The sequence below is a fragment of the Microbacterium sp. genome (assembly GCF_049661145.1).
Taxonomy (GTDB): Bacteria; Actinomycetota; Actinomycetes; order Actinomycetales; family Microbacteriaceae; genus Microbacterium.
This window is the reverse complement of the sequence record NZ_JBASZT010000058.1, coordinates 1-17,752: the sequence shown is the minus strand read 5'-3', so window position 1 is coordinate 17,752 and position 17,752 is coordinate 1. Positions and strand designations below refer to the sequence as shown.

At 69.3% G+C, this 17,752-nt stretch carries 18 protein-coding genes and 1 tRNA gene; 7 read left to right on the top strand and 12 right to left on the bottom strand.

The annotated features are described in order from the left end of the window. Positions 1–847, bottom strand: an 847-nt coding sequence (locus tag WBP48_RS02590) for a DMT family transporter (RefSeq protein WP_424435639.1), incomplete at its 3' end; no start/stop codon positions are given. Between the two features lie 304 nt (positions 848–1,151). Here WBP48_RS02590 and WBP48_RS02585 point away from each other — a divergent pair. Beyond that, positions 1,152–1,224, top strand: a tRNA-Thr gene (locus WBP48_RS02585). Between the two features lie 270 nt (positions 1,225–1,494). Here WBP48_RS02585 and WBP48_RS02580 read toward each other — a convergent pair. Together WBP48_RS02580 and WBP48_RS02575 are read right to left on the bottom strand one after the other, a co-directional pair. Then, positions 1,495–1,932: an anthrone oxygenase family protein gene (locus WBP48_RS02580; protein WP_424435636.1), complete on the bottom strand. Its 438-nt coding sequence runs from the start codon at positions 1,930–1,932 to the stop codon at positions 1,495–1,497. Beyond that, positions 1,929–2,819, bottom strand: a complete 891-nt coding sequence (locus WBP48_RS02575) for an SDR family oxidoreductase (protein ID WP_424435633.1) — start codon at positions 2,817–2,819, stop codon at positions 1,929–1,931. The genes WBP48_RS02580 and WBP48_RS02575 overlap by 4 nt, the downstream gene beginning before the upstream one ends. A gap of 85 nt (positions 2,820–2,904) precedes the next feature. On the opposite strand from WBP48_RS02575, the gene WBP48_RS02570 reads away from it, so the two are divergent. Further along, positions 2,905–3,561 carry a MerR family transcriptional regulator gene (locus WBP48_RS02570; RefSeq protein WP_424435630.1) on the top strand — a complete coding sequence of 219 codons (657 nt, stop codon included), beginning with the start codon at positions 2,905–2,907 and terminating at the stop codon, positions 3,559–3,561. 54 nt (positions 3,562–3,615) lie between these two features. Here the strand turns inward: WBP48_RS02570 and WBP48_RS02565 are convergent, their stop codons facing one another. Then, the gene (locus WBP48_RS02565) at positions 3,616–4,563 is read right to left on the bottom strand and encodes a DsbA family protein (RefSeq protein WP_424435627.1); all 948 of its coding nucleotides are present in this window, start codon (positions 4,561–4,563) and stop codon (positions 3,616–3,618) included. A gap of 251 nt (positions 4,564–4,814) precedes the next feature. Here WBP48_RS02565 and WBP48_RS02560 point away from each other — a divergent pair, with 251 nt between their 5' ends. Together WBP48_RS02560 and WBP48_RS02555 are read left to right on the top strand one after the other, a co-directional pair. Continuing rightward, positions 4,815–5,912: an ABC transporter ATP-binding protein gene (locus WBP48_RS02560; protein ID WP_424435624.1), complete on the top strand. Its 1,098-nt coding sequence runs from the start codon at positions 4,815–4,817 to the stop codon at positions 5,910–5,912. Between the two features lie 88 nt (positions 5,913–6,000). Continuing rightward, positions 6,001–7,308, top strand: a complete 1,308-nt coding sequence (locus tag WBP48_RS02555) for a DUF4032 domain-containing protein (protein ID WP_424435621.1) — start codon at positions 6,001–6,003, stop codon at positions 7,306–7,308. Between the two features lie 162 nt (positions 7,309–7,470). Here WBP48_RS02555 and WBP48_RS02550 read toward each other — a convergent pair whose 3' ends face one another. From WBP48_RS02550 to WBP48_RS02530, 5 genes are all read right to left on the bottom strand, one after another. Next, positions 7,471–8,109: an NAD(P)-dependent oxidoreductase gene (locus WBP48_RS02550; RefSeq protein ID WP_424435618.1), complete on the bottom strand. Its 639-nt coding sequence runs from the start codon at positions 8,107–8,109 to the stop codon at positions 7,471–7,473. A gap of 83 nt (positions 8,110–8,192) precedes the next feature. Then, positions 8,193–9,182, bottom strand: coding sequence for a 23S rRNA (guanosine(2251)-2'-O)-methyltransferase RlmB (gene rlmB, locus WBP48_RS02545; protein ID WP_424435615.1), 990 nt, complete (start codon positions 9,180–9,182; stop codon positions 8,193–8,195). Further along, positions 9,175–10,635 (bottom strand): cysteine--tRNA ligase, encoded by a 1,461-nt coding sequence (gene cysS, locus WBP48_RS02540; protein ID WP_424435612.1) that lies wholly within the window; start codon positions 10,633–10,635, stop codon positions 9,175–9,177. Before cysS ends, rlmB begins: the two co-directional genes overlap by 8 nt. A 141-nt stretch (positions 10,636–10,776) precedes the next feature. Beyond that, positions 10,777–11,982 (bottom strand): 2-C-methyl-D-erythritol 4-phosphate cytidylyltransferase, encoded by a 1,206-nt coding sequence (gene ispD / locus WBP48_RS02535; RefSeq protein WP_424435609.1) that lies wholly within the window; start codon positions 11,980–11,982, stop codon positions 10,777–10,779. 52 nt (positions 11,983–12,034) lie between these two features. Further along, the gene (locus WBP48_RS02530; RefSeq protein ID WP_424435606.1) at positions 12,035–12,517 is read right to left on the bottom strand and encodes a CarD family transcriptional regulator; all 483 of its coding nucleotides are present in this window, start codon (positions 12,515–12,517) and stop codon (positions 12,035–12,037) included. Positions 12,518–12,811: 294 nt separating this feature from the next. Between WBP48_RS02530 and WBP48_RS02525 the strand changes: the two genes are divergently transcribed. After that, complete coding sequence (locus WBP48_RS02525) at positions 12,812–13,279, top strand: DNA modification methylase (protein WP_424435603.1); 468 nt, start codon at positions 12,812–12,814, stop codon at positions 13,277–13,279. Between the two features lie 48 nt (positions 13,280–13,327). Here the strand turns inward: WBP48_RS02525 and WBP48_RS02520 are convergent, their stop codons facing one another. Next, a complete protein-coding gene (locus tag WBP48_RS02520; protein WP_424435600.1) occupies positions 13,328–14,011 on the bottom strand; it encodes a response regulator in 684 nt (227 codons plus the stop codon). Further along, complete coding sequence (locus WBP48_RS02515; RefSeq protein WP_424435597.1) at positions 14,008–15,216, bottom strand: sensor histidine kinase; 1,209 nt, start codon at positions 15,214–15,216, stop codon at positions 14,008–14,010. Before WBP48_RS02515 ends, WBP48_RS02520 begins: the two co-directional genes overlap by 4 nt. A 161-nt stretch (positions 15,217–15,377) precedes the next feature. On the opposite strand from WBP48_RS02515, the gene phoU reads away from it, so the two are divergent. Then, a complete protein-coding gene (gene phoU / locus WBP48_RS02510; protein WP_424435594.1) occupies positions 15,378–16,079 on the top strand; it encodes a phosphate signaling complex protein PhoU in 702 nt (233 codons plus the stop codon). Between the two features lie 76 nt (positions 16,080–16,155). Here the strand turns inward: phoU and WBP48_RS02505 are convergent, their stop codons facing one another. After that, positions 16,156–16,905: a phosphoglyceromutase gene (locus WBP48_RS02505; protein ID WP_424435591.1), complete on the bottom strand. Its 750-nt coding sequence runs from the start codon at positions 16,903–16,905 to the stop codon at positions 16,156–16,158. A 40-nt stretch (positions 16,906–16,945) separates the two neighbouring features. Between WBP48_RS02505 and WBP48_RS02500 the strand changes: the two genes are divergently transcribed. Further along, positions 16,946–17,752 (top strand): class I SAM-dependent methyltransferase (locus tag WBP48_RS02500; RefSeq protein WP_424435588.1); only part of this gene is annotated, 807 nt, incomplete at its 3' end.

Below are 17,752 nucleotides of genomic sequence, written 5' to 3'. Positions count from 1 at the left end.
CCACCGAGGCGGCGGCGACCGCCACGGTGGCCAGTTCGATCAGCAGGCCCGGTGCGGCGTCGGCGGGCCAGAGCGCGTCGAGGGCGAACGCCGTGACGAGCTGACCGGCGACGGAGCCGAGGCCGAGCAGCAGCACCCCGGTGTGCACGACGAGGGCAGCCGACAGGAAGATATAGGCGACCCCGATGACGCCCCCGAGGTACAGCCATGGCTCGTCCGGAAACACCCTCGGCGCGCCGACGAGGGCGACGTGCACCGCCGCAAGGACGGCGAGCACTACCGTCCCGCCGATGAAATTGACCAGTGTCGCCGTCAGGGGCGTGCCGACACGCTGGCGCAGCCGGCCATTGGTGGCCTGCTGCCACGCGATGCCCACCCCCGCCGCGAACGGAAGCACCAGCATCCACAGCGGCACGCGCTGGAGCACGCCGCCCTGCAACGAGATGCCGACGGCGATGAGAGCCAGTGCTCCGCCGGCGACACGCGGCATCGTGACGGCGACGGCACCGCCGGGACCGTATCCGATCCGGTCCAGAAACAGGCCGCAGAGGGTCTGTCCCGCCACCAGACCGACCGTGAACAGCGAGACGCCGATGATAGCGACCGCGAGCCCTTGCGTCGCGACGGTGAGCGCACCGGCGAGGCCGCCCAGCAGCATCCACCACGGGATCGTGTACCGGCGGATGCCGGTGGCGAGCGCCCGGAAACCGCGACGGCCGGCGGGGACCGCCGCCGACAGGACGACAAGAGCCACGAGACCAGACCCGAAGGAGATGACCGCCGCGACGAACCCGTCGCCGACGCGTAGCCCGAGTTGGCCGTTGACGCGCGCCTGGAGTGCCGTCATGACGCCGACGAGGACGGCACCGGTGAGCGCCACTCCGGCCGAGAGGCGGCGGGGCGCGGGGAGGCTCACGGGGAGTCAGCCTAGCTGTGCCCACCCCCGGGAGTGGCTCGCTGCAGCGCGGCGTCGTGCTCAGTCGTACCCGAGGATGCAGATCGCCTCGGTGATGGGCTGGGGCTCGGTGCGGGGGTCGTCCTCGTCCACGCCTCCGAATCTACGGTTCGCCACGCGCGGTAGCGCGCAGCGGCGCCGGGGAAAACCCGAAGCGCATCCACGAGGTACCGCGCAGATAGACTGGACGCCGCCCGCCGGCTTGGCGCAATTGGTAGCGCACCTGTCTTGTAAACAGGGGGTTGCAGGTTCGAGTCCTGTAGCCGGCACTGTGCCATCAGCGCCGAGGCCGTCGGTTCACGACAGGTCCAGCGCGATGGCGCTTGCGCGCCCGATTTCTCGGACGTGGTTCGCGACCGCAGCCTCGATGTCGGCGAGCTCGACCCTGCGGACGTGGACGCCCTGCCTCCAGAGACGGCAGCGGCGCTGATGAGGCTGATCTCGGTGCCCAGCAGCCATCCGTGTGGCCGTCGAGTGCCCGGTACGGAGCAGCCCGCTGATGACGATGAGGTAGATGCCGGGGACCCCGTGCGCGGGTGTCAGGGGGTGAGGATGCCGATGGTGATGAGCACGAATCCGGCCAGTTGCAGCGAGGCACGGGTGAGCTGGAAGACGTCCCAGCGGCGACGCATCGCGATGAAACCTTCCGGTGCGGTGTCCTGCCGGATGCGACCGGTGCGCAGGTTGATCGGCACGTTCCCGGCGATCGTGACCGCCAGGGCGACGCTCAGGCTCGCTGCGGCGCCGATCGTCCAGGCCGAGGGGGTGTCGATGGCGATGGTGATGCCGAGGACGGTGGCGGCGGTCATGCCCACGGGCATGATGCGGCCGTAGGTCCTGAGCAGCCCCTGCTCGAAGGTGAGTTGGTCGTCGGGAGTGAGTTTGCGGACGACGGGGTGGACGAGGGCGGCGGAGCCGAACTCGGCCGAGCCGACGAAGCCGATCACGAGGATCGCGGCGAGTTCCAGCCAGTTCATGAGAGCACCTTCTCGGGGGTGCTGTCGCGCTGCTGCGCGATCCACTCGGCGAACGGGGTGGACGGGGTGCCGAAGTCCCGGAACCAGGCGGTCGTGTCGGTCACGTCGCCGTGGCGATCCATGCTGGCGAGGATGCCCAGCGGTCTGGTCATCTCCCCCTTCAGGAACAGGCGATCGATGACACGCATGACGGCGAGAGGCATGACCCGCACCGCATTCGGCGCAACAGGCTTACCGGTGATCGCGCCCGCGTAGGCGGCGGCCGCCTCACGCAACGTCAGGGCGTGCTCCCCGGCCACGTCGTAGACCCGGTTGGCCGTCTCGGGCATCCCGAACGCGCGGGAGGCGGCCGCCATGATGTCGTCGGCGGCGACGGGGCGGACCGGGTGCGGCTGCGTGCCGATGAGCATCGGGCGACCGCCCCGGATGAACTTCGCGAGCGTTTCGTTGATGAACCCGACCCGGAACACGGTGGATGCCACCGGGCTGGCCATCAAGAGCAGCTCGCCGCGGGCCTTGGCGTGTTCCCACGGATAGTCCGCGTAGGCGGGCTGCGCGAACATGCCCGAGATGAGCACTACGCGTCGCACCCCCGCCGCTTCCGCGGCGGCGGCGACATTCGCAACGCCGACTTCCTCGATGCGTCCCGCCTGCTCGGAGTCGCTCCCGCCGTTGAGAGTCAACAGGACGCCGTCGACGTCAGTGAACGCGGCCGCCAGCGTGTCAGGGGCTGTCACATCCCCCCGCACGGGCTCGACGCCCTCCGGCAACGACGCCCGCTCCGGTGACCGCACGACCGCGCGCACCGCGTGACCGTCCGCCAGCAGGCGGGTCACCGCGTACCCGCCGAGGTACCCGGTCGCTCCTATTACTGCTATGCGTGCCATCATGCCTCCCAATGGGTAGTTGACTATCTATTCATGGATAGTAGTAGTATCCATATGGAAGCGCAAGCCCGAGTGGGAGGCGGACATGGTCGAGAAGACAGAGATGCGGATGGCGGAACTGGCCAGACGGTCGGGGCTCGGAGTTCCGACCATCAAGTACTACCTGCGGGAAGGACTGCTCGATCCGGGCCGGCTCACCAGCGTCAATCAGGCCGTCTACGACACAGCGCACCTGGAACGACTCCGCCTCATCCGGGCGCTCTCCAAGGTCGCGAAGCTGCCGCTGAACACGATCCGCGAGGTCGTGCAGGCGATCGACGCCGGACCATCAGCGCTCGATGCGATGGCCGTCACCCAAGACGCGCTCGTCGGAAACGTCGCCGCCGAGGACCTGAACGAGGATGCGACGGCGCAGCTGAACCGCGTCATCCACGCACGGGGGTGGCGGTGCCAGCACGGCTCCCCGGCGCACCTGGCCGCCGTGCGGGCCGTCACGGAGATGAACGCCGAGGACCTCACCGTGCTCGCCGGTCACCTCGACGACTACGCGCAAGCCGCAGATGCGGTGGGGCGCATCGACGTCCACGCCGTCGCACAGGCCAGCACCCTGGACGAGACGATCCGCGGCGTGGTCCTCGGCAGCATTCTCAGACGCCCCTTGCTGGACGCGCTCGTCCTGCTCGCGCAACAGCACTACGCCAACGAACTGGCCACACCCGTCGACGGTGCGCCGCCCCGGTGATCGACTGTCAGTCTGCCTGTCTGCGCAGCAACTCAGCCCCGCGTATGCGGTCGTCTACGGCGCGGGCGTCGAAGTCGGAGTCGGCGTCGCGGAGCGCGCCTTCTGGTACGCACCGCTGGCGCTCGTGAGCACGAACTGCGAGAACTCCGCGGGGTCGGTGAGCTCACCGACGTACTGCTGATCATCGACCACGATCATCGGGGTGCCGGTCAGCGAAAGATCGTCGGCACCGGGGATGCTGGTGATCGCCCGTTCGGTCGCCGCCTTCACCCACGACGCGTACGCCTCCGTCTCGATGCAGTCGCGGAGCGTCGTCGGGTCATCCGAGCCGTGGGCCTGAGCGATATCGGCGAGCTCCTTGTCCGACCAGCCGTCGGAGTCCACCGCAGGCTGTCGCTTGAGCAGATCGTCATTGAAGGCGAAGAACGCGGCGGGAGCGTACGAAGCGACGCAGGCGGCCGCGCTCGCGGCGCGCAACGAGTACTTCGTACCGTTCGACTTGGCCGTCAACATCGACACCGGATGGTAAGTGAGAGTGACGGCACCGTCGCGTACCCACGACGACAGCTGCTGCGAATTCGCCACCTGCCAATCCCGCGCTCCCGGCGAGAGGTAGTCCACGTAGACGTGAATGTCGACGACGGCGGATGCCGTTGCGCTCGGCGTCGGGGTTGCGCTCGCATCACCCTGCGGCTCCGCTTCGGGCGCCGGCGACGCGGCCTCCAAGGAGTCCACCGAACCCTCCGCGGTCACCGACGTGACGACGAAGCCGTCACCGTGCGCGACGGCCGGGGCAAGCTGCGGTCGACCGACCGCGGAGCCGATCGCCCAACTGACGACGACGGCGACAACCGCGACCGCCGCGACGACACCCGCCGCCAGCGCAGAGCGCCGCAGCATACGAGCACGGGACTGCTGCGCGTGGACGAGCTGAGCCTTCTCGCGCACCGCTTCGCGGCGACCGGGGGCGGACTCGTCGCGGGGGGTCTCGTCGTGGGACATGAATCCTTCTGGAAGTGCAGAACCAGTGCAGAACAGGGTGTGCGCAGTGCACCGTGGGGTCGCCGATCGGGTGAGCGCAACGCAGACGATGCTATCCAGGCAGTCTGAGAATGCCCAGACAAGACTCCCTCTTCGTCGATCCGCGTGCGATACTGGTACCACGTCCGACGTTGGGCGTGCGGGCTCGCGCTCGCGTCATTCCATCACTACGGATCGTCCGGCACGTACCTGCCGGTGAAGGAGAAGAACAAATGGCGTCCGTCACTTTCGACAACGCAACCCGCCTCTACCCGGGCGGAACCCGACCCGCCGTCGACAAGCTCAACCTCGAGGTGGGCGACGGCGAATTCCTGGTCCTGGTCGGACCGTCCGGCTGCGGCAAGTCCACTTCGCTGCGCATGCTGGCCGGCCTCGAAGAGGTCAACTCCGGCCGCATCCTCATCGGCGACCGCGATGTCACCGACGTCCCGCCCAAGGATCGCGACATCGCGATGGTCTTCCAGAACTACGCGCTCTACCCGCACATGACGGTCGCCGAGAACATGGGCTTCGCCCTGAAGATCGCCGGCGTCGGCAAGGAGGAGCGCGCCCAGCGCGTACTGGAGGCGGCCAAGCTCCTCGACCTCGAGCAGTACCTGACGCGCAAGCCGAAGGCGCTCTCGGGTGGTCAGCGTCAGCGTGTCGCGATGGGTCGCGCCATCGTTCGTCAGCCGCAGGTGTTCCTCATGGACGAGCCGCTGTCGAACCTCGACGCGAAGCTGCGCGTGCAGACGCGCACCCAGATCGCGTCGCTGCAGCGGCGTCTCGGTGTCACCACGGTCTACGTGACCCACGACCAGACCGAGGCGCTCACGATGGGTGACCGCATCGCGGTGCTCAAGGACGGCCTGCTTCAGCAGGTCGGCACGCCGCGCGACCTCTACGAGAAGCCGAACAACGTGTTCGTCGCCGGTTTCATCGGATCGCCCGCGATGAACCTGTTCCCGGTCGATCTCGCCGCAGGCGGCATCCAATTCGGCAACGCCGTCGTGGACGCGGACATCGACCGTCCCACCAACGCTTCGCAGGTCACCGCCGGCGTGCGTCCCGAGGACATCGTTGTGAACCCGGCTGACGGCCAGGGCCTCAAGGTGGTCGTCGACCTCGTCGAGGAGCTCGGCGCGGACGGCTACCTGTACGGTCACACCGACATCGCGGGCAAACGCACCGACATCGTGGCGCGCGTCGACGGTCGTAACCACCCGAACGCGGGCGAGACGGTGGTTCTCGCTCCCGTGCCGCACCACGTGCACGCGTTCGACGTCGAGAACGGCGAGCGCCTCACGAAGAAGGCGATCGCCTCGGCATGATCTGATCAGCGGCGGCGCGGGTGGTCCAGGGTTCGTGAGCCCGGGACCACCCGCGCCTCGGCATGTCCCGACGAAAGCGAACGCGACAGTGGTGGATTCCCTGACGATCACGGCCAGCAGCGTCGATGCCGGCCTGCTCGCCCTTCCCTGGTCTACGCGACTGGACGAGTGGGGCAGTGACACGATCGTGTCACTTCCGAAGGGACTGTCACGCCATCTCGTCCGCTTCGCGGACCTGTCCGGACGCGTCGTCGCGGTCAAGGAGACCACCGGGGAGATGGCGCGTCGCGAGTACGAGATGCTGGGCTCGCTCGCCCGTCTGGACGTCCCCTGCGTCGACCGCGTCGCCGTCATCGACGGGCGTCGCACTCCCCGGGGCGAACCGCTGCCCGCAGCCCTCGTGACGGCGCACCTCAAGTTCTCGCTCCCTTATCGAGCGCTGTTCACCCAGGTGCTGCGCCCCGACACCGCCGGCCGCCTCGTCGACGCGCTCGCCGTGCTTCTCGTGCGTCTCCACACCGTCGGGTTCTTCTGGGGCGACGTGTCGCTGTCGAACACCCTTTTTCGACGGGATGCCGGGGCTTTCGCCGCCTACCTCGTCGACGCCGAGACCGGCGAGCTCCACGAGGGCGGCTTGACCACGGGACAGCGCGAGCACGACCTCGACGTCGCACGCACCAACATCGCCGGCGAGATCATGGACCTCGAAGCCGGCGGGCGGTTGGAGGGCGGGGTGGACGCGATCGCGATCGCCGACGGCATCATGTCGTCGTACCGATCGCTGTGGGCGGCCCTCACCGATCAGGAGTCCTTCGCCGTCGGCGAGGCATGGCACATCACGGAGCGCGTGCAGCGCCTGAACGAGCTCGGTTTCGACATCGGCGAGATGACGATCCACACCGAGCCCGACGGCACCCGCGTGTCGATCCAACCCAAGGTCGTCGATGCGGGGCACCACCAGCGACGCCTGCTGCGACTGACGGGACTCGATGTCGAAGAGAACCAGGCGCGGCGCCTGCTGAACGACCTGGATGAGTTCCGTGCCCGCGTCTCGCGACTCGGCTCCGACGAGGAGATGGTCGCCCACGAGTGGCTCACACGTGTGTTCGAACCCGTGGTCAAAGCGATCCCGTGGGACCTGCGGGCCAAGCTCGAGCCCGCGGAGCTGTTTCATCAGGTGCTCGAGCATCGGTGGTACATGTCGCAGGCCCGCGGCCAGGCGGTCCCGATCGCCGAGGTGGTCTCGTCATACATCAACGACGTGCTCCGCCATCGCCGCGACGAGGCGACCGTCATGGGACCGCCCAGCGAGACGCTGGCGCTGCCGATCATCACGGCACCGATCGGCACCCTTGAGGAGGACAGCGACGCCGTGGACTGGCGCGACCTGGTCTGAGTGCCGCCGGGGTTTCGACGGTCGCGTCAGCTTTTCAGTGGCGCTGCCGCGCCGTGGGGCGAGGAAGTCTGGCTCATGTCGCGAGACTTTCGCGTTAGCTTTTCAGTGGCGCTGCCGCGCCGTGGGGCGAGGAAGTCTGGCTCATGTCGCGAGACTTTCGCATCAGTACCCGACGGTGAAGCGTTCGCGATGGTGCTTCGGGTGCTCGATCTCGTCGACGACGGCGGCGGCGAAGTCCTCGCCCGAGATGAACGACTCCCCCTCGGCATCCGTCACGATGACATCGCCGCCATCGCGGTAGGCGCCGCGGCGCTCGCCGGGGTTGAAGGCGCCGAACCCTCCCGCGGGATGGATGAGGAACCAGTCACGGTCCCCCTCTTCGTTCTGCAGATCCTCGAGCACACCGATCATCTCGAGCGCTTCGGCCTTGAACTCCTCGGGGAAGCCGACGTCGACCACTCGCGGTCCCCCGGGTGCTACGAGGCTGCCGCCGGCACCACCGACCACCCCCAGGCGCACGTTCTCGGGAAGTGTCGCGTTCAGAGCCTCGACGTTGGGGCGCACGAACTCGGCCATGTCGCCCCGCGGCGCGACGGCGACCACGACGGCGTCCACGCCCCGCAGTTCAGTCAGCAGGCTCGGCACGTCCAGCAGCGTCCCCTCGACATAGGTCACTCCGGCCACCCGCTCCGACGCGACTCTGCGGGCGACCGAGAGAACGGTATGCCCGCGTTCCGCGGCCTCCGCGACGATGTGGCGGCCGGCGTAGCCGGTGCCTCCGATGACGGCGATGAGGGCCATGGGTCTTCCTTCCGTAGGGGTTCGCGGGTGTCAAGCGGCGCACCCAGCGGTCTATTCCCGCCTCGGCATCCGTTTCGCTCGCGCTACTGCGACGCGGCGCGGATCATGGCGACCTGATACAGCGCGACGGATGCCGCGACGCCGGCGTTGAGGGATTCGGTCGCCGCCGAGATGGGGATCGACACGATCTGGTCGCACGTCTCGGTCACGAGGCGGGACAGACCCTTGCCCTCGGAGCCGACGACGATGACCAAGGGACGGTCGGCGAGCTCCAGCTGCGGCAGTGCGACATCGCCCCCGCCGTCGAGCCCCAGCACGAACACGCCCTGCTTCTTGAACTCTTTGAGAGTGGTCGTGAGGTTCGGCGCCATCGCGACGGGGACGCGCGCCGCCGCGCCCGCGCTCGTCTTCCAGGCGGCGGAGTTCACTCCGGCCGAGCGACGCTGCGGGATGATCAGCCCCTGCCCGCCGAAGGCGGCGGTGGACCGGATGATGGCGCCGAGGTTACGCGGATCGGTGACGCCATCGAGCGCCACCAGCAGCGGCGTCCGCCCCGTCTCGACGACCTGTTCGAGCAGATCCTGCGGGTGCGCGTACTCGTACGGCGGCACTTTGAGCGCGACGCCCTGGTGGACGCCGTCGAAACCCGCCATCCGATCGAGTTCGGGACGCGTGACCTCCAGCACCGGGATGCCGCGGTGCGTCGCGATCGACAGCATCTCCTTGACGCGGTCGTCCATCTCGACGCGCTGGGCGATGTAGAACGCCGTCGCGGGGATCTTCGCGCGCAACGCCTCCAGCACGGAGTTGCGGCCCGTGACGTTCTCGGTGTCGTCTCCCGCCTTCGCCTTGGGCGCGCGCGTCGGCGCGGGGTGCTGCCCGGGCCGGCCTTTGCCGCCCGCGGCCGTGTACCGCTCGGCGGCTGCCTTGCGCTTGCCGGCCGGGTGCCAGGCGCGGTCTTCGGCTTTGGGGGTCGGACCCTTGCCCTCGAGCGCGCGCTTGCCCTTTCCGCCGCTCCCCTTCGTCGGGCCTTTGCCGCCCTTGGCGGCGCCGGGGCGTGGTGGCTTAGCCATCGAGACTCCAATGCGTTCCGTCCGGAGAGTCCTCCAGAGTGATGCCGGCGGCGGCGATCGCGTCGCGGAGGCGATCGGCCGCCGCCCAGTTCTTATCCGCGCGAGCCTGCGCGCGCTGGACGATCATCGCCCGGACGAGCGCGTCGAGCGCCGCGGTCTGCGCACCGTCGGTGTCGTCGCGCCACTGCGGATCGGCCGGGTTGAGGCCGAGGATGCCGGTCATGCGGCCCACTTCGATGAGGGCGCGCGCCGCGGCATCCGTCTCGCCGGCATCGAGCGCCCCATTGCCGGCACGCACCGTCTCGTGCACGACGGCGAGCGCCTGCGGAACACCGAGATCGTCGTCGAGCGCTTCCGCGAAGGCCTCGGGCAAGTCGGCCGCCACGAGCGGGCTGGCGGTGCCGAGGACGCGGGCGGCGCGCTCCTGGAAGGTGCGGATGCGCGCGAGGGCGGCCTCGGCCTCGTCGAAGGATGCCGGGGTCAGATCGAGCGTGGATCGGTAGTGCGCGGCGCCGAGCGCGTAGCGGACGGTCAGCGGATCGCGCTCGGCGAGCACGTCGGCGGCGAGCAGATGGTTGCCGAGCGACTTCGACATCTTCTGGTCGCCGACGGTCACCAGCCCGTTGTGCACCCAGTACCGGGCGAAGGCATCACCCGCGGCGGTCGACTGGGCCAGTTCGTTCTCGTGGTGCGGGAAACGCAAATCGATGCCGCCGCCGTGGATGTCGAACTCGGGCCCGAGGTAGCGCCGGCTCATGGCGGAGCACTCGATGTGCCAGCCGGGACGGCCCGGTCCCCAGGGCGATGACCACACGGCATCCGCCGGCTCGTCCTGCTTCGCGCCTTTCCACAGCGCGAAGTCCCGGGGGTCGCGCTTGCCGCGCTCGTCGGAGTCTGCGGCGCTTGGGCCCATGCGCCCCGAGGCTCCGGGCGCTGCGTCAGCAGCGTCTGGAGTGGGCGTGGGGACCATGGCATCGACCGACTGGTGAGTCAGGGCACCGTAGGCCGGCCAGGAGCGCACGTCGAAGTACACGTCCCCCGCCGCGGCGTAGGCGTGGCCCGCGTCGATGAGCCGCCCGATGAGTTCCTGCATCTGCGGGATCGACGCCGTCGCCCGCGGCTCGTAGGTCGGAGGAAGGATGCCGATCGCGGCATACGCCCTCGTGAACTCCTGCTCCATGCGGTAGGCGAGCGCCCACCAGGGCTCGGTCTCCGTCGCGTTCTGCAACACCTTGTCGTCGATGTCGGTGACGTTGCGGATGAACGTGACGCGACCGAACCGGCGCGCCAACCAGCGGCGCAACAGATCGAAGGCGAGCGCAGCGCGCAGGTGGTGAATGCCGGGGCCCGACTGCACGGTGGGTCCGCAGACGTACATCGTGACGTGTCCGGGCTCGCGGGGGGCGAACGCGCGCAGCGCCTGCGCCTGAGTGTCATAGAGCCGGACCGTCACCGCTCCAGCCTACCGGCGGGCGCCGCCGCCGTGCCCGGCGTCGCCGAGCCGACCCGGCAGTGCACCGACCCGACGCATGAGGTCGCTGCGTTCCGCCGCCACGCGGCACCACGCGTCGGCTCGCGCGGATGGATCGGGACGTCAGCGCGTGACCAGCAGGGCGACGGCGTAGGCGGCGACCCCCTCGCCGGACCCGGTGAACCCCAACCCGTCGGTCGTCGTCGCCGACACCGACACCGCGGCACCGAGGGATGCCGACAGCACCGCCTCCGCCTCCTGGCGCCGCGCCGCGAAACGCGGCCGAATCGTCTGGACCTGTACCGAGACGTTGGCGATGGTGTAGCCCGCCGCACCGGCGAGCGCGGCGGTGCGGCGCAGGAACACGTCGGCGTGCGCACCGGCGTACTCGGGGTGGTCGGTGCCGAAGTGCGTGCCGATGTCGCCGAGACCGGCCGCCGCGAGGACGGCGTCGACGATGGCGTGCGCGACGGCGTCGCCGTCGGAGTGACCGTGCAGCGCCGGCTCGCCCGGCCACTCCAGACCCGCGAGCCAGAGCGCGCCTTCACCGCCGAACGCGTGCACATCGGTGCCGATGCCGACGCGCGACGACGGTGGCGGGAGTGCGGGCGCTGCCGCCTCCGGTGCATCCGGGGTGATGAGCGATCGGGCGCGCTCGAGATCGGCGGGGGTCGTGATCTTGAAGGCGCGCTCATCGCCCGCAACCGTCCACACCGTATGACCGGCCGCCTGCACGAGCGCAGCATCATCGGTGTGGTCGGCGGATGCCGCGGTATATGCCGTCTGCAGAATGTCACGCCTGAACCCTTGCGGTGTCTGCGCCGCGGCCACGCCGTCGCGGTCGAGGGCGTCGATCACGGCATCCGCCTCGATGCGTTTCAGAGTGTCGACGACGGGCAGCACGGGCAGCACGGCGCCCCGCCCGGATTCGAGCTCGGCGATCACCCGGACGAACACCGCGGGCGGGGTCAGGGCGCGCGCGGCGTCGTGCACCAGGACGAACTCGACGTCGGGCCACACGGCGGCGAGGCCGGCGGAGACGGATGCCTGCCGGGTGCGCCCCCCCGCGACGACCGACGCGATCTCGCGGCGACCGCCCGCGGTCTCCTCGATCTCGGTCAGGGCGTCGCCGACGTGCGCCTCCGGCGCGACGACGACCACCTGCGCGTAGGGCGCCGCGAAGACGCCCTGCAACGCGTGATGCAGCACGGTGTGCTCGTCGATGCCGACGAATGCCTTCGGCCGCGGGACGCCGAGTCGGGTCCCCGAACCCGCCGCCACCACGACGATCGCCGTGCGGGGACGCGGCAGGGGCACGGCGGAACTCATATCACCGACACTACTCAGCGACCGCGGGCGGACCCCGCGTGATCTGCGGCGGTCAGCTCGCGAGGACCTCGTCGAGGACGCCGGAGGCGTGCTCCTCGTCGGCCTTGAGCGCCAGTGCGATCTCGGAAACGAGGATCTGACGAGCCTTGGCCAGCATGCGCTTCTCGCCGGCCGAGAGGCCGCGGTCCTGGTCGCGGCGCCACAGGTCGCGCACGACCTCGCTCACCTTGATGACGTCGCCCGAAGCCAGCTTCTCCAGGTTCGCCTTGTAGCGGCGGGACCAGTTCGTCGGCTCCTCCGTGAAGGGCGCCCGCAGCACGTCGAACACGCGCTCGAGACCGTCCTTTCCGATCACGTCACGAACGCCGACCAGATCGACGTTGTCGGCCGGGACCTCGATGATGAGATCGCCCTGGGTGACGTTGAGCTTCAAGTACCTCTTGGTCTCGCCCTTGATGATCCGGTCCTTGACCTCGATGATTGTCGCGGCGCCGTGGTGCGGATAAACGACCGTCTCGCCAACCTCAAAAAGCATGCAGTTATGTCCTTTCGGCAACCTCTAGGATACCACAGGCGGCATACGCTAAGGTTCGCCGGCTGGCCGTCGCCGGCCGCGCTCTCCGTACTCCGCGAGACCCGCACTGCGGGTCGAGACCGTGCGAAACTTTCACGGGTCTCGACCCGCCGACGCGGTCTCGCGGAGACAAGGGCGGGGGCGGCGGGGGCGGACGCGGGGCGGGGCGGGCGGGCGAGCGCGTGGCGGCATAGAATGAGCGGCACACCGTCACGCCCGCAGGATCTCCGGATCGACTGTGAAATTAGAGCACCCGTGAACTCGCGCCGCCTCGCGTCCGTCGCACTCGCCGCCGCCGCCGTCTTCGCCACCGCAGGCTGCGCCATGGTCTCGCCGCAGGCGACGACCATCGCATACTCCCCCGCCGAGGGCGTGAACCTCGTCTCGACCGAGCCGCTCAAGGTGCGCAACGCCCTGCTCGTGGCGAACGAGGACGGCTCGGCCGCGAACTTCCTGGCGGCGGTCGTGAACGACACCGACAGCACCGAGACGCTGCTCGTCGGCATCGAGGGCGACACGCAGCGCGTGCGCGTGGATGCCCGCTCGACCGTCAGCCTCGGCTTCGACGGCGCCGACCCGCTGCTGTTCGAGGGTCTCGACGCCGCGGCCGGGACCGACGTGGAGATGACGTTCCAGTCCGGCACCGGCGAGGCTGTCGGCGCGCGCATCCCGGTGCTCGACGGCACACTCGACTACCTCGCGGACTTCGTGCCCGCCGACTGAGCCCGCCGCCCCCGCTGCGCGGCACGCCCGCCGAGCCCGACCGACTGCTCACGCCTCGAAGCGATAGCCCAGTCCGCGCACGGTGAGCAGCATGACGGGCTCGCTCGGGTTGCTCTCGATGCGAGAGCGGATGCGCTTGATGTGCACATCCAGCGTCTTGGTGTCGCCGAAGTAGTCGCTCCCCCACACCCGGTCGATGAGCTGGCCGCGCGTGAGGACCCGGCCGGCGTTGCGCATCAGCACCTCGAGCAGTTCGAACTCCTTGAGCGGCATCGCGATCACCTTGCCATCGACGGACACGGTGTGGCGATCGATGTCGATGACGACCCGACCGCCATCGATGATGTGCTCGTCCACATCGAGCTCGCTTGTCTCGCTGCGGCGCAGCACGGCGCGCATGCGCGCCAGCAGCTCACGCGACGAGTAGGGCTTCGTCACGTAGTCGTCGGCGCCGAGTTCCAGCCCGACGACGATGTCCACTTCGGAGTCCTTCGCCGTCAACATGATGATCGGCACCTTGGACGTCGTGCGGATGATGCGGCACACCTCTGTCCCCGGCATCCCGGGCAGCATGAGATCGAGCAGCACGATATCGGCGCCGCGAGTCTCGAACGCGGTCAGGGCGGCGTGGCCGTCCTCGGCGATGTCCACTTCGAAGCCTTCCCGGCGCAGCAGGTAGGCCAGCGGGTCGGCCAGATCGGGTTCATCCTCGACGATCAGGACGCGTGTCATGGCGTTCTTGTCTCCTTTGCCTGTGCGCGTGCGAGCTTTTCCTTCTTGCGCTTCTTGCGCTTCTTCCGCACCTTCGCGGAGATCTCCTCCGGCGCCTCAACCGCCGGCAGCCGCACGGTGAATGTCGAGCCCCGCCCGGGTCTCGACCAGAGAACCACTTCGCCGCCGTGGCGCTGCACCGCGTACTTCACGATGGACAGTCCCAGCCCGGTGCCTCCGGTGCGCCGCGAGCGCGCCTGGTCGGCGCGGTAGAACCGCTCGAAGATGCGGTGCTGCTCACCCTCGGGAATGCCGATGCCCCGGTCGGCCACCGCGATCTCCACGACCTCACCGTCGGTCTTGACCCCGACCCCCACCTGCGCGCGCGCCGGCGAGTAGGCGATCGCGTTCGCCACGAGATTGGCGATCGCCTCGGTGAGCACCTGCACATCACCGCGCACGTATGCGTGCCTCGCCCCGCCGCGGACGACCTCGATCCCCGCCGACGCGGCCGCGAACGACTGCGACTCGATCGCGGCCGCGACCACCTCGTCGACCGACACGTCGCGCAACTCGGTGAGATCGTCAGCGGATTGCAGACGGGACAGGTTCATGATGCGGGAGGTCAGCTGCCCCAGGCGTGCCGCCTCGGCCGAGAGGCGTCCGGCGAAGTGCCGCACCTGCTCCGGATCGTCGGATGCCGACTCGATCGCCTCCGCGAGCAGGCTCACCGCGCCGACCGGCGTCTTCAGTTCGTGGCTCGTGTTCGCGACGAAGTCGCGACGCATCTCCTCGACCCGTTCCTGCTCGGTGATGTCCCGGATGACGATCAACGTGAGCCGTTGCGTGATGACGCTCGCACGAGCGGTGACCAGGCGCGGCTCGATGCCGCGGCGCAACCGCATGTTCGCCGATGCCGGATGCTCGGCCTGACGCGCTGTCCGCACGAGCGCGCGCAGGTCATCACCGGGCAGATCATGACCCTCGTGCATGCCGAACAACTCGGCGGGCGTGGAGGCGGCGACGATCAGCAGCGACGTGTCGACGACGACCACGACGTCCTCCATGCCCTGCAGCACCGCCCGCGTCCCGGCCGGCAACTCACGTGAGCCGGCGCTGCGCGCCCGGTCTCGCGCGCGCAGCGCGATCAGCACGAGCGTCGCGAGGCAGCCGCCGGTGACCACCCCGACCAGCAGCGCAGCCAACGTCGCCTGCGTCGAGTCCATGTCACCAGCGTAAGGTGGGGCGATGAGTCATCCGGTCGTTCGCTCCACGGCCGCTGCGATCGCCCGCACTGTTCACGACTCCGGCACCGGGCGTTAACCTTCGAGGGACAAGATCGCCGAGGTAACGCCGGGCGGTCCGCCCGCGAAAAGGAAGGTTCCTGATGCGCGAAGTGTTCCACCAGTCGCTCGAGGACGTGCAGACGCGTCTTGTCGAAATCGCCGAACTCGTGACGATCGCTATCGAGAAGGCGACGCGCGCGTTCGGCACGAGCGATGTGGCGCTGGCCGAGGAGGTCATCGAAGCCGACGAGGTGATCGACGACAAAGCCATCGCCCTCGACGAGTTGGCGATTCAGATCCTGGCCCGCCAACAGCCGGTCGCGCGCGACCTGCGCATCGTCGTGGCGGCGCTGCGGGTGAGCGCATCGCTGGAGCGGATGGGCGACATCGCAGAGCACATCGCGCAGCTGACCCGGATGCGCTTCCCCGAGCGCGCCATCCCCAAGGGTCTCAAGGGGACCTTCACCAAGATGGGCGAACTCGACGTCGAGGCGGCGCGCACCCTCACCGAACTGCTGCGCACCGAAGACCTCACGCTCCTCGAGACGCTTCGTGACCTCGACGACAAGCTCGACGACCACCACGTCGCGGTTTTCGAGAAGGTCCTGAGCGACAACTGGCAGGGTGAGGCTGGCGCCACGGTCGACGCGACTCTCGCCAGCCGCTACCTCGAGCGGTTCGCCGACCACGCCGTCTCGGTCGCCAAGAAGGTCGTGTACCTCGCGACGGGCGACTGGAAGCCCGACACCGAGACCATCGCTGTCATCGCCGCCGAGACACACGTTGCGGGCGCCGAGAGCTGACGCGCGGCACCCGGAAGCAACGACAAGGGGGATGCCGGTCGGCATCCCCCTTCTCGTTGTCCGGCGTCGCTGACGCTCAGCGCTTGCCCTGACTCGCCACCGCGGCAGCGCCGGCGGCGGCGGCCTCGGGGTCGAGGTACGCGCCGGGAGCGACCGGCAGGAAGTCCTCGCCGAGCGTGTAGACCAGCGGGATCCCGGTGGGGATGTTCAGCTCGGCGATGTCGGCGTCGCTGATGCCGTCGAGGTGCTTGACGAGACCACGCAGCGAGTTGCCGTGAGCGGTGACCAGCACGGTCTTGCCCGCCGCAAGGTCGGGCTTGATGGTCGACTCCCAGTAGGGCAGCATGCGGTCGATCACGAGTTTGAGCGACTCGGTGTGCGGCACGTCGCCGTCGATGCCGACATAGCGGGGATCGTTCACCTGGCTGTACTCGGCGTCCGCGGGCAGCGGCGGCGGCGGCACGTCGAACGAGCGACGCCACAGCATGAACTGCTCGTTGCCGAACTCCTCGAGCGTCTCGGCCTTGTCCTTGCCCTGGAGCGCACCGTAGTGGCGCTCGTTGAGCCGCCAGGTGCGCTTGACGGGGATCCACAGCCGGTCGGCGGTGTCGAGCGCGATGTTCGCGGTCTGGATCGCACGGCTCAGCAGCGAGGTGTGCAGCACGTCGGGGAGGATGCCCGACTCCTTGAGCAGTTCCCCGCCGCGTGCCGCCTCGGCCTTGCCCTGGTCGGTGAGGCGGACGTCCACCCATCCGGTGAACTGGTTGGTCTTGTTCCATTCGCTCTGCCCGTGGCGGAGCAGGATCAGCGTGTACGGCGCAGTCATGCTCGTCATCCTACCGACGGCGGGGTGTCATCATGAGGTCATGCCGCCGGAGAAAGTCGCTCACCGTGGCGCACCGGCACGTGGTGCCGTGGGTCATGTCACTCGCGGCACCACGAACACCAATCGCCTGCGCCGTGTCGACCGCTGGATCGCGCGGCATCCCGTGCTCCGGCGCACCCCGGACCCGTTCGTCGTCGATCTCGGCTACGGCGCGAGCGCGGTGACGACTTTCGAGCTCGAGGCGCGCTTGCGTGCCGCGCGGCCGAAGGTGGAGGTGCTCGGTCTCGAGATCGACCCGGCGCGGGTCAGCCACGCCGAGCACCAGTTGGCACAGCTACGCGCGGGGCGCACGCCGTTCACCACGGACGCGCACGTGAGCTTCGCCCGCGGCGGCTTCGAGGTGCCGACCCCGGGCGGCCGACGAGCGGCGGTCATTCGCGCGTTCAATGTGCTGCGCCAGTACGAAGAAGCAGAGGTCGCGACGGCGTGGGCGCGGATGTGCGCCGGCTTGCAGCCCGGCGGGATGCTCGTCGAGGGCACGTGCGACGAGCTCGGTCGCATCTGCTCGTGGGTCGAGGTCGGCGCCGACGCCGTGCCACGCACCTTCACGGTGTCGTTGCGGCTGGCATCGTTGACCTCGCCGGCCGTCGCCGCCGAGCGCTTGCCGAAGGCCCTCATCCACCGCAACGTCCCCGGTGAGCCCGTCCACGCGTTCCTCACGGCGCTGGATGCCGAGTGGGTGCGTGCGGCCGGCACCGCGCCGTTCGGTCCTGTGCACCGCTGGCGCTCGGCGCTGGAGTCCCTCACCGCGGCGGGCTGGCCGCTGCAGGGACGCTCGCGGTGGCGC

What these genes read in the sequence shown, in the direction of transcription:
- WBP48_RS02580 (WP_424435636.1), bottom strand. Translation starts at nt 1,932, where the DNA reads ATGAACTGGCTGGAACTCGCCGCGATCCTCGTGATCGGCTTCGTCGGC.
- WBP48_RS02575 (WP_424435633.1), bottom strand. Translation starts at nt 2,819, where the DNA reads ATGGCACGCATAGCAGTAATAGGAGCGACCGGGTACCTCGGCGGGTAC.
- WBP48_RS02570 (WP_424435630.1), top strand. Translation starts at nt 2,905, where the DNA reads ATGGTCGAGAAGACAGAGATGCGGATGGCGGAACTGGCCAGACGGTCG.
- WBP48_RS02565 (WP_424435627.1), bottom strand. Translation starts at nt 4,563, where the DNA reads ATGTCCCACGACGAGACCCCCCGCGACGAGTCCGCCCCCGGTCGCCGC.
- WBP48_RS02560 (WP_424435624.1), top strand. Translation starts at nt 4,815, where the DNA reads ATGGCGTCCGTCACTTTCGACAACGCAACCCGCCTCTACCCGGGCGGA.
- WBP48_RS02550 (WP_424435618.1), bottom strand. Translation starts at nt 8,109, where the DNA reads ATGGCCCTCATCGCCGTCATCGGAGGCACCGGCTACGCCGGCCGCCAC.
- rlmB (WP_424435615.1), bottom strand. Translation starts at nt 9,182, where the DNA reads ATGGCTAAGCCACCACGCCCCGGCGCCGCCAAGGGCGGCAAAGGCCCG.
- ispD (WP_424435609.1), bottom strand. Translation starts at nt 11,982, where the DNA reads ATGAGTTCCGCCGTGCCCCTGCCGCGTCCCCGCACGGCGATCGTCGTG.
- WBP48_RS02530 (WP_424435606.1), bottom strand. Translation starts at nt 12,517, where the DNA reads ATGCTTTTTGAGGTTGGCGAGACGGTCGTTTATCCGCACCACGGCGCC.
- WBP48_RS02520 (WP_424435600.1), bottom strand. Translation starts at nt 14,011, where the DNA reads ATGACACGCGTCCTGATCGTCGAGGATGAACCCGATCTGGCCGACCCG.
- WBP48_RS02515 (WP_424435597.1), bottom strand. Translation starts at nt 15,216, where the DNA reads ATGGACTCGACGCAGGCGACGTTGGCTGCGCTGCTGGTCGGGGTGGTC.
- phoU (WP_424435594.1), top strand. Translation starts at nt 15,378, where the DNA reads ATGCGCGAAGTGTTCCACCAGTCGCTCGAGGACGTGCAGACGCGTCTT.
- WBP48_RS02505 (WP_424435591.1), bottom strand. Translation starts at nt 16,905, where the DNA reads ATGACTGCGCCGTACACGCTGATCCTGCTCCGCCACGGGCAGAGCGAA.